Here is a 10,845-nt window from a genome sequence, read left to right on the forward strand (position 1 = left end):
CTAAATATAATCTTTTCAATTTTCCTAACTTGAAAAGATTTGATGCCTTTTCACAATTCATATAGGATTGCTATATTAAATGCCCAATGCCCAATGCCCCATCCCCAATGCCCAATGCCCCATGCCCCATGCCCCATGCCCAATGCCCAATGCCCCATCCCCAATTACCCATTACCAATCCCGGTCATTAAAGAAATAATTTTGTCCAGCAATTGCTCCGGGTGAATCGGTTTAGCCAAACACTCGTTAGCTCCCGCCGTCACGAGAGATATCTGATCGGGCGGAATTTCATGAGCGCTTAAAGCTAGAATCTTGATATTTTCAGTAGCGCGTTTTTGGCGCAGTTGGTGAATTATTTCGCAGCCATTCATACCGGGCAAACGCATATCGACAATCACAGCATTGGGTTGCAAAAGTTCAATTTGTTCCACCGCCGCCGAACCTTCAATCATCCACACCACTTGCAGTCCTGCGGCTGTCAGGATATCGCAAATCAGCATGGCAGTTTCTTCATCTTCTTCCACGAGTACGAGGCTGCCCCGCGAGGAATAATGCAGCGGTAAAGATGAATTAGATTTTTCATAGGTGAATTTTGTGGATTCATCTTTGGTTATAGTTTGGATGGGTATAAAAACGGTAAAAGTAGAGCCGACATCCACTTGAGAGTTGACTTCGATCGCGCCGCCGTGAAGCTCTACTAACTGTTTAGTTAAGGCCAATCCCAGACCGGTGCCGCCGTATTCCCGGCGGTAGGGGGAATCCAACTGCTGGAATTTTTGAAACAAAAGCGCTCGCTGATTTTCGGGAATTCCAATGCCAGTATCTTTGATTTGAAAAACAGCGGTACTGCCAGCAGGTGCAGTACCGGGCTGCCGCACTGCAGGCGTTCGATTTTTATCTTCTGTCACCCAAACTCGCAGGATGACTCGCCCCCCTTTGGGAGTAAACTTAATCGCATTTCCTAAAAGATTGAAGAGAATTTGTCTCAAGCGGCGCGGGTCAGCGATGAAGCGATCGCACTCTTGTTTTATCCGCTGTTCTTGCACCAGTTCCACCCCTTTAGCCGCAGCTTTTTCTTTGAGAGCGTGCAGGCTCTGAGAAGCTAATTTAGAAAGTGAAAATTCACTAATTTTTAATACAGCTTTTCCCGCTTCTACTTGCGATAAATCTAAAATATCGTTAATTAATTCTAATAAGTGGTCGCCGCTGTCTCGGATAGTTTGCAGGTACTGCCGCTGCTTTTGCAGCGGCACTTCTTTACTGCCAACTTTGCCGTAAGACCACCGCAGCAGCGTGTCGGAAATGCCGATGACGCAGGTGAGGGGAGTCCGCAATTCGTGGCTCATAGCTGCCAAAAATTCGCTCTTGGCGAGGCTGGCAGACTGGGCGGCCACCAGTGCATCGCGCAGTTCTTGCGTGCGCTCTATTACGCGCTGTTCTGAGGTGCGCTTTTGCTGCTGGACTTGTGCATAAAGTTCGGCTTGGTAAATAGCGATCGCCAAATGTTCTGCTATTTGCCGCAAAAATGTTTTTTTGCTTTCTTCCCAATGCCGAACAGTACAGTGATGGGCAATTAGCAGTCCCCACAACTCGTCTTGAACTACGATCGGCACTAGCAACTTCGCGCGCACCTTCGCGCGCCGCATCAACTCTAAAAAACAAGGCTGCGAAGAGTAAGTTGTTTCCACATCCGCCACGCACAAAGCCAAGCCTTTGCGATATTTCTCTCTGTCAATGACTCCATTGGTAAAACACTGCGCGCCTTCACTAAAATTCAGTACAGACGAGATAGCATCGTTGGCTAAAGCTTCGTAGGTGACGCGACCTAAATACAAGTAAGACCCGGAATTTTCTTGAATTTCGCCCGATCCAGAAACCGCCGCAGGTATTTCTTTAGCTAACTCGCCATTGTGCGATACTGGCACTTTTTCAAATTGATAAATTAACAGGCGATCGACCTCCAAAAACTCTCGCACTCGCTCGACTGCTTTTGACAAAATTACAGGCAATTCCAAACTCTGGCGGATTTGAGTTGTCACCTGATTCAAAAGTCGCTCTTGTTCGAGCTGCTGCTGCAAAGCAGCTTCTACTGGCTGACACAATGAAATGCAAGGACTGGCAATTTGTAATTGATTGACGGCTTCGGCAATCTGGCTTTGTAGCGTTTCTGGAGCTATAACTTTGGGCGCTGATTTTCCCTCTATTTCTGTTTGGCTGTGTAGGGGCAGGCGATTATTTGGGTTGGCATTGGCAGCGAGAAGACCCAGCAAATTTAGGGTAAATTCGCTTTGAATAACGGCCGAGTTGGGCTGTATATTTTTAATTCCTTGTTTGAGGGCGCGAATGTCAATTTGCCACGAGGGTGCGGGGGTTATTTCTGCGAGTTTGTCTGCGAGGGGAGACAGGAAATGGGCGATCGCCCCGGGGTCGAAAGTCAACTGCACATTCAATTGCGAATGGAGATTTTTTTCGCTGTGCTTGTGTCCGTTTGTTGCGAACTCATCTAATAGATTGCCCCGCAGCAGCGCGCTAAAATGATCTGATACCACTGCTGCAAACCTTTCCGACGAATATTCCCGATTTTGAGAATCAGCGATCGCATCGTCGGTAAGCCAAATCGCCCCTGGGATTTCAGCCATTTGCTGTAACAACTGGTAAGCAGCCTCAAAGGTTGCTAGTGGCAAAGTCCGATTTAAGGTTTTTGGTTTCAATCTAGATATTTTCCCGGTTGTTTTAAAGAACAAAATATGAATGGCCCTGTTGTGAGGACGGAACCTGGGACACAGCAGGCGCGGCCCATCCAACAGACTTGAGATGACAGTAGTCAGAAAGTAGGTAATAGAAGGCCCCGGAGCCAGAGAGCTAATTTCTCCATATAGTTGTCATCTTTCTTCTGGGCGAGTGACCCCCGCTGCAGCGCTTTACGAGCGCGAAAGCGGTAGGAGGAAACGGGGGGAAGGGATACGGCTATATAATCGATCGCTTCTGGTTGTGTTTGTGAACCGGGTTGTTGATGGAAACTAAGCAATTCCACTCCCATTGCTGGGGTGAAGTTAGCACGCGCCTTTGTTTTCTGAGCTGATTCGCCTAATGGCACGTCCTTAACCCAAATAAAAATGTTTAACCCTTAACGACAGAACAGGGAACTAGCTACGCATCCCCTTGGTGTCATTACTCAAAAAACCTAGACATCAAAGGTCTCAGGCTGGTCAACTGAAAATGAAGTTTTAGGCCCCAAGCCCAGTCACTTCCGTGCTGGGTCTTTGACTACTTTCAACAATCTTATTCCAGTATTATATTAATATATAATTTGTTAACTTGTACTTAACGCTATCCGGGTAAATGAGCAATCTAACTCAACTCACCCCCGATTTCACGATCGGACATCTGCCGTGTCACGACTTCCAAGTGAGCGCTGCAACTCCAGGACAGGTAGTGGCTGAAAGATTTGAGCAAGAACCAGACCTGCCGGGAGTCATTATTACTCATGAATCACAAGTATTGGGCATGATTTCTCGCGTCAAATTTCGAGAGCAAATGAGTTTTCCCGATCGCGTAAAACTTTACGGCTCCCACCCGATTCGAGCCTTGTTAGATTTTATTAGAATTCCGCCTTTGGTGCTTTCGGAAAACTGGAAAATTGACGATGCCGTGCAAGCCTCTTTCAACAGGCACAAAGACTTGATTTATGAACCGATTATTGTGGTAATGGAAAACCAAAGCTACCGCATTTTGGACGTTCAAACTATGGTAATTGCCCAGTCGAGACTTTTATCGCAAGCTAACAAAGTTATTCACAAATACCGAGTAGAAAGACACAAGTATTTGGCGCTCCTTCAACAAGAACAGGCTAAGGTTCACGAATGTAATGAGCTTTTAAAAATTCAACAGCGTCAAACAGAAAAGTTGCAGACCAGTCCCAATTCCCAGCAAGTGGCACTGGTTAAACAAGCTGAAGAAATTGCTCAAATGAATCAGCGATTTGTGAGGATTGCGAAACTGATTTCTTCGGAAGGTCGCCAAGCATTTCAAGCTACTTTTCAAGGTGCTAATTCTATTTGCAACAATACAGATAAAATTTTGGGCGTGGGCAAAGCAATAGCTAATGATTTAGAAACGGTTAACCGCACCTCCCGAACCATCCGGGAGGCGATCGAACAAGTCAGGCATTTAGCAGTACAGGTGGCTGTAGTTACCAATCAAATGGGAAGTCAGCCCAGCGGTCTGAGCAAAGTGAGTCTAGAAATTGGCAGACTGGCAAGTAAAACTTTTGAATTGGGGACTCAAATGGAGCAAATTGCCAGTCGGTTTAAACTTCGAGTTCACGAACTCACGGAGGCAGCAAGAGCGGGTGCTAATGTGGCTAAATCAGTGACAATCAAGATCGATCGCGCAGAAATGGCCCTGCTAGAGTTGGAAGAATTAATAGCGGAAAAAAATTTCAATTCATTGACCGCTCTCCAAGAACCTTTGGGAGTCATAAAAAGTGTTACCGCTAATTCTTTAGTTCGAGAGATAGAACACGCCGAAGTAGCGGTTTCCGAGTTGAAAGACTTAGTTAAACATCAAGATTCCTCGCAATATCTGATTCAAAAGATTCAGCAAGCGCTGAAGTCCAAAAAACCATAAACTTCCAGCCAGAATATAAGGAGGTATTTTGAGAGGAAAAAATAAATTTAAAACAATATAATTATTAACGATTATTCTATTTCAAGAAGACTATTTGTTATACTGAAGGTAGGGATTTTTAAATTCAGTTGTAAAAACGCTATTGAATTATGCCCAAAAACCGATAAAAAGTTCCAAAATATAGTTGGAAGGACAGGTGACGCTGATGAAAATCCTGCTGGTAGAAGATGACACAGTTACAGTCAGTTTGCTGACTCAAGCGCTGAACTCTCACAATTACAATGTGAATGCGGCCGCAGACGGTGAAACAGCGTTGTATTTGGTGCAGGCATACGATTACGACCTGATTGTTTTGGATGTGCTGATTCCTAAACTCGACGGCATTAGTTTGTGTCGAAAATTGCGATCGTCCGGCTGCCAAATGCCGATTTTACTGCTGACAGCGCTAGATAGCAGCAACGATCGAGTCCAAGGTTTAGAGGCGGGTGCAGACGATTATGTGGTCAAACCATTTAATCTCGAAGAATTAATCGCTCGAATTCGGGCTTTGCTGCGCCGGGGTAAGACAACTTTGTCGAGTACAAATTTGACATGGGAAAAACTGCAAGTCAACCCGGACACTACGGAAGTAACTTATGCCGAAAAAGTGCTGCACTTGACTCCCAAAGAGTACAATTTGCTAGAACTTTTCCTGAGAAATCCCCGGCGCATTTTCAGTCGCAGCGCCATCCTCGATCGCATTTGGTCGGCCGGCGAATTTCCTCAAGAAGAAGCCGTTACTGCTCACATCAAGGGGCTGCGGCAGAAGCTGAAAGCCGCCGGGATGACAGTAGATTTAGTGGAAACCGTGTACGGATTGGGCTATCGGCTCAAAAGTCTGCCGGATGAGATTGAGAGCCAACAAGTTGGGCAGGAAACGGCAGAAACTGCTAAAACTCAAGAGACTTTATCTACTGAATCCAGCGGGTCCAGCCAGGAATTAAACAAAGACGAACGCCGTCTCAAAGTCTTGAATGCGATTGCCAAAATGCGGGGAAATTTAAAAGCTAATTTTATAGAAAAGGTGGCGATATTCGATCGCGCGATCGCTCAACTGAAAAACGGAAGCTTGGAGGGCGAAGTGCGCGAGGAAGCCCAGGCTCAAGCTCACAAATTAGTCGGTTCTTTGGGAACGTTAGGCCTGCCGAAAGGTTCGGAATTTGCGCGCCAGATAGAACATTTGTTCAAGGCTGAAAACATCTTGAAACCGGGGACGGCTCAGGAGATTGAGGGATTTCTGCATAAGCTCAAACATATATTCGATGACCCGTCGCCCGAACCAGAAGGCGATTTGGTTCCTGCGGTTTCCCAAAAGCGCCGAATGCTGATTGTTGATGATGATACTTTTGGGAGCGAGCAACTGAAAACAGTAGCATCCGGTTCCGGCTTCCAGATAGAAGTTGCCAACTCTCCGCAAGCGGCAAGAAATGCGATTTCTCGACAGCCTCCCGACGCGATTTTGCTGGATTTGACATTTTCCAGATCTCAAGAAAACGGACTTTCTCTCTTAGCCGAACTCCGCAGTGAAAAGCCCGAAATTCCGGTGATGGTTTTTAGCGCACACAATCAATTGAGCGATCGAATAGAAGTTGCTCGTTTGGGAGCTTCGGGCTTTTTACACAAATCTATGCCCCCAGCAGATATACTCAAAGCAGTGGCCCAACTAATCGACCAGACTGGCCCTGCTGAAGCTAAAGTTATGGTGGTAGACGATGACGTGCATCTATTGGCTGCACTGCAAGTAATTCTACAACCTTGGGGATTTCAAGTAACAACCTTGGACGATCCCGAAAAGTTCTGGGAGGTACTGGAAACGACTTGTCCGGATTTGCTAATTTTAGATGTGGAGATGCCCGGTTACAGCGGTATCGAGCTGTGTTTGGCAGTTCGCAACGATTTGCGCTGGAGCAAGCTTCCAGTGCTGTTTTTGACAGCTCATTCCGAATCGGAAACAGTGCGCCAAATGTTTGTCGCAGGTGCTGACGACTACGTTAACAAGCCGATCGTGAAACCGGAATTAATTGCTCGCCTCCTGAATCGTTTGGAGCGGACTCAACTCAGAAACAGACTGGCTCAAGCACAGCGCTAATCCCATTTGAGATTTAAAAAATTAAAGAATTAAAGAATTGAAGAACTGGAAATCACTTATGAGAGATGGGTTTCGATCGCGTACCTACAGTTGTAGTCTTTTTTTTAAATGGGATAACTAGGAGTAAATATGCAGTGCGTGCCCGAAACAACTCAGGAAGCCTTAGCCAGACTTGGGATTGTTAGATGGTGTGATGCCGACGCGGTGCTTTTGATTGATGCTGGCGCGCCGATCGAGAACACAGGCTAATTTAGAGAAGTATTAATCAGATGAAAGCAATGGTATTGCCCTCAGACACAGACAATCTCAATGACAGCGACGGCGAACAAATTTACGCCCCGGCTGCGATCCAACCTCATGGCATCCTTTTAGTGCTGGAATCTCCTGAGTTGAAAATTTTGCAAGTTAGCAACAATATTTTTGAGGATCTCGGCATTTATCCCGAAGAACTTTTGGGCAAATTTTTACAGGAATTTGTCGAAACTGAGGAAATTGAGGCTATAGAAAAAGCTTTATTTGAAAACTGCCATCAATCTAACGGTATCAGATTATCATTCACAAGTCAAAACCGCCAGTCTTTTTTTCAGGGGACGCTGCATCAATCTAGTTCAGCAGTAATTCTTGAACTCGAATCGGCTGTTTCCCCAAAACATAGCGATTCTTTCAATTTTTATCATTTAGTCCAAGAGCCGATAGACAAAATCCACAAAACACCCAACCTGCAAGTGCTGTGTCAGAAAGCAGTTGAAGAAGTGCGGAGGATGATCGGTTTCGATCGAGCGATCGTCTATCAATTTGATGCCACAGGTGCGGGGGAAGTTGTCGCCGAAGACAAAGTAGAAAATTTGGCTCCTTTCTTGGGACTGCACTATCCGGCTAGCGATATTCCCCCCCAGGCAAGAAACCTGTTCAACATGAATTTAATTCGGTTTATTCCCGATATTAACTGTCAGCCTGTAGAACTAATTCCTCACTGCAATCCGCTGACCGGTCGCCCCCTGGATCTGGGGTTCTCTTTGTTGAGAGCAGTTTCCCCTTGCCATGTTCAATACCTCAAAAACATGGACATTGGTGCTAGCATGACCTTAACATTAATCAAAGATCAAAAACTCTGGGGATTGATCGCTTGTCACCACCCTACACGAAAGTATGTCAGCTACGAAACAAGAAAGGCTTGCGAACTGCTAGCCAAGTTTGTGAATCTAGAACTTAGCTACAAACAAGATAGCGAAAATTGGGAATATGCAATTTATTTAAAAGAAAATTGCCATAAGTTTGTCACCAAAATTTCTCAATCACACTGGTTTGTAGAAGGTTTACTTAAATCCCCAGATGAATTACTGACCTTAGTGGGCGCTACCGGTGGAGTTGTGTGTGCCAATGAAAATTTAACAACCATCGGCAAAACCCCGGAATTGGTAGAAATCGAGAGCTTAATTGCTTGGATAAAAACTCAAAAAACTAAGGATATTTTTCATACAGATTCTCTCTCAAAACTGTATCCGCCATCCGAGAAGTTTAAAGAAGTTGCTAGCGGTTTGCTGGTACTTGCCCTGTCCGAGATGCAAAATTATTACATTTTGTGGTTTCGTCCAGAAACAATTCAAACTGTCAACTGGGCCGGTAAACCAGACGGGGAAATTGAAGTTAAACCGGATGGCAGCCCACCGCTGTCTCCTCGCAATTCCTTTGACTTGTGGCAAGAAACTGTGAGGTTAAAATCTTTGCCTTGGCAGCGGTGCGAAATCGAAATAGCCCGAGAACTTCGAGTTGCTATTACTAGCATGGAGTTGCGGAAAACCAATCAGCAGCTTAGCTTAGCTTTGTCGGCTACCAAAATTGGATTTTGGGACTGGGACGTGCAGAAAAACCGCATAGTTTGGTCGAGGGAACACGAAGAGTTGTTTGGGTTGACCCCGGGCACTTTTGGCGGAACTTATCAAAGTTTTGCAACTTGCATTCACCCAGAAGATTTAAAAAGTATGGAGAATGCTATAAATCAGGCGATCGCCCAGCGATCGGATTACTGTCACGAAACCCGCGTGGTTTGGCCGGACGGCAGCATTCACTGGATTGAGGGGAAGGGTAAGTTTTTTTACAACGAAGCCGGCGATGCAGTGCGGATGGTGGGGACAGTTAGAGAAATTACCGATCGCAAAGCTAGAGAATTACAGTTGCGCCTGTTGGAATCAGTAGTCACCACCACTAACGACGCCGTATTAATTACCGAAGCTGAACCGATTGAGGAACCGGGCCCGCGAATTCTATATGTCAACCCAGCTTTCACGCGGATGACCGGCTATACGCTAGAAGAAATTGTTGGCAAAACGCCCCGCATCTTGCAAGGAGAAAAAACAGACCGCGCCAGTCTCCATCGAGTTCGGACAGCTTTGAAAACCTGGCAGCCGGTGCGGGTTGACTCGATCAATTACCGCAAAGACGGGACGGAATTTTGGGTAGAAATGAGCATTGTGCCCCTAGCGGACGAAAATGGTGAGTTTACCCACTGGGTATCAGTGCACCGCGATATTAGCGATCGCAAACTTGCTGAAGCCGCCCTCCAACAGCTCAACGAACGGTTAGAAATGCGAGTTTTGCAGCGAACCAGAGAACTAGAAAGCTCTCAAGCAGAACTCCGGGAAAGCGAAGCTTTATTTCGCTCTCTGAGCGAGAGTTCCCCCGTGGGCATTTTCAAAATCGATACAGAGGGGAAATGTACCTATACAAATCCTCGGTGTCAAGCAATTGGTGGCTTCACACCGGCAGCAGCTTTAGGAAACGGCTGGATGCGGTTTGTTCACCGCGAAGACCTCAAACTAATTCTGTCTAAGTGGTCTCAATCGCAATCGGTAGATGGGGAATTTTCCTGCGAATTCCGCCACATTCAGCGAGACGGAACCATTCGGTTTTGTCGGCTTAAAACAGCTCCGATTTTTTCCGACAGAGCTCAACTAATCGGTCACGTCGGCACAGTCACAGATATCACAGAAAGTCGGGCAATTGAGAAAATGAAAAATGAGTTTATTTCGATTGTCAGCCACGAACTGCGAACGCCGCTTGCCTCAATTCGCGGTTCTTTAGGTTTGCTGGCGGCTGGGGTACTGAAAAATAAACCGGAAACTGCCAAACAGATGTTAGAAATCGCTTCGAGCGATACCGAACGGTTAGTGCGTTTGGTCAACGATATTCTAGACTTAGAACGCCTCGAGTCGAGCCAAGTTATCCTTGTCAAGCAGTGGTGCGAGGCCCAGGTTTTGATGCGGAAGTCTACAGAAGCTGTACTTTCTTTGGCGGCAGAAAGTAACATTGAGTTGTCGATTATCCCCGAAACAGCAAAAATCTGGGCTGACCCCGACAGAATCGTTCAAATGTTGGTAAATTTGTTGAGCAATGCGATTAAATTCTCGGCTCCGGGGAGTAAAGTAACTGTCAGGGTTGAAGATTTGGGCGATCGGGTTTTATTTGAAGTCAAAGATCGAGGGCGGGGGATTCCTGCGGATAAACTAGAAACAATCTTTGGACGGTTTCAACAAGTCGATGCTTCTGACTCCCGCCAAAAAGGAGGTACGGGTTTGGGGTTGGCTATCTGTCGCAGCATCGTGCAACAGCACGGCGGCAGAATTTGGGCCGAAAGTGTTGTCTCAGAAGGAAGCAGTTTCTATTTCACAGTGCCTGCACCGTTGGAAGGCGAAGGGGGAAAAAGTTTTGAGTTTTGAGATTGCTTCGATCAGATCTCGCGAAAGCTAAAGTTCTTGGAAACACACGCGGGTAGGATGATTTTGGGAGGCTGATCTGTCGATTTTTGGCGTTGCACAATTGGAGGATGATGCTTGTGGGGAGTAGGGGTTAGGCGTCCCGCCTGCGGTGAAAATATATCGGACGGGTTCATGGGCCCACCCCACAAAACAATCAAAATCATCCCGCCATTATGGAACGCCCGATTTTTGTGGTCAGGGTTTCAGTAGGTGAGTGGCAAAATATAGCAACCTCGCTCGATTAGGACGTTCTTAAGCAATACGGTTCAGTTAAGGCTCAAATAGTGGTAAATTAGGTATGGTGTCCAAAAATGGAGAGCAAGTAAGGTGCAT

General features: G+C 46.2%; 4 protein-coding genes. 3 read left to right on the top strand and 1 reads right to left on the bottom strand.

Annotation, left to right across the window (positions count from 1 at the left end):
- Positions 1-164: 164 nt before the first annotated feature.
- Entirely contained in the window at positions 165-2,711 is a 2,547-nt protein-coding gene (locus QUA47_RS28620; protein WP_333433269.1) for an ATP-binding protein, read from the bottom strand.
- Between the two features lie 631 nt (positions 2,712-3,342).
- Here QUA47_RS28620 and QUA47_RS28625 point away from each other — a divergent pair.
- The 3 genes from QUA47_RS28625 to QUA47_RS28635 all read left to right on the top strand — a co-directional run bounded on the left by QUA47_RS28625 (position 3,343) and on the right by QUA47_RS28635 (position 10,473).
- A complete protein-coding gene (locus QUA47_RS28625; RefSeq protein ID WP_333433270.1) occupies positions 3,343-4,629 on the top strand; it encodes a chemotaxis protein in 1,287 nt (428 codons plus the stop codon).
- 205 nt (positions 4,630-4,834) lie between these two features.
- On the top strand, positions 4,835-6,757 hold the full coding sequence (locus QUA47_RS28630) for a response regulator (protein ID WP_333433271.1): 1,923 nt from the start codon (positions 4,835-4,837) through the stop codon (positions 6,755-6,757).
- Between the two features lie 269 nt (positions 6,758-7,026).
- The gene (locus QUA47_RS28635; protein WP_333433272.1) at positions 7,027-10,473 is read left to right on the top strand and encodes a PAS domain S-box protein; all 3,447 of its coding nucleotides are present in this window, start codon (positions 7,027-7,029) and stop codon (positions 10,471-10,473) included.
- Positions 10,474-10,845: the final 372 nt, after the last annotated feature.

The organism is Microcoleus sp. MON2_D5 (assembly GCF_036701905.1).
Lineage (GTDB): Bacteria > Cyanobacteriota > Cyanobacteriia > Cyanobacteriales > Microcoleaceae > Microcoleus.

What these genes read in the sequence shown, in the direction of transcription:
- QUA47_RS28625 (WP_333433270.1), top strand. Translation starts at nt 3,343, where the DNA reads ATGAGCAATCTAACTCAACTCACCCCCGATTTCACGATCGGACATCTG.
- QUA47_RS28630 (WP_333433271.1), top strand. Translation starts at nt 4,835, where the DNA reads ATGAAAATCCTGCTGGTAGAAGATGACACAGTTACAGTCAGTTTGCTG.
- QUA47_RS28635 (WP_333433272.1), top strand. Translation starts at nt 7,027, where the DNA reads ATGAAAGCAATGGTATTGCCCTCAGACACAGACAATCTCAATGACAGC.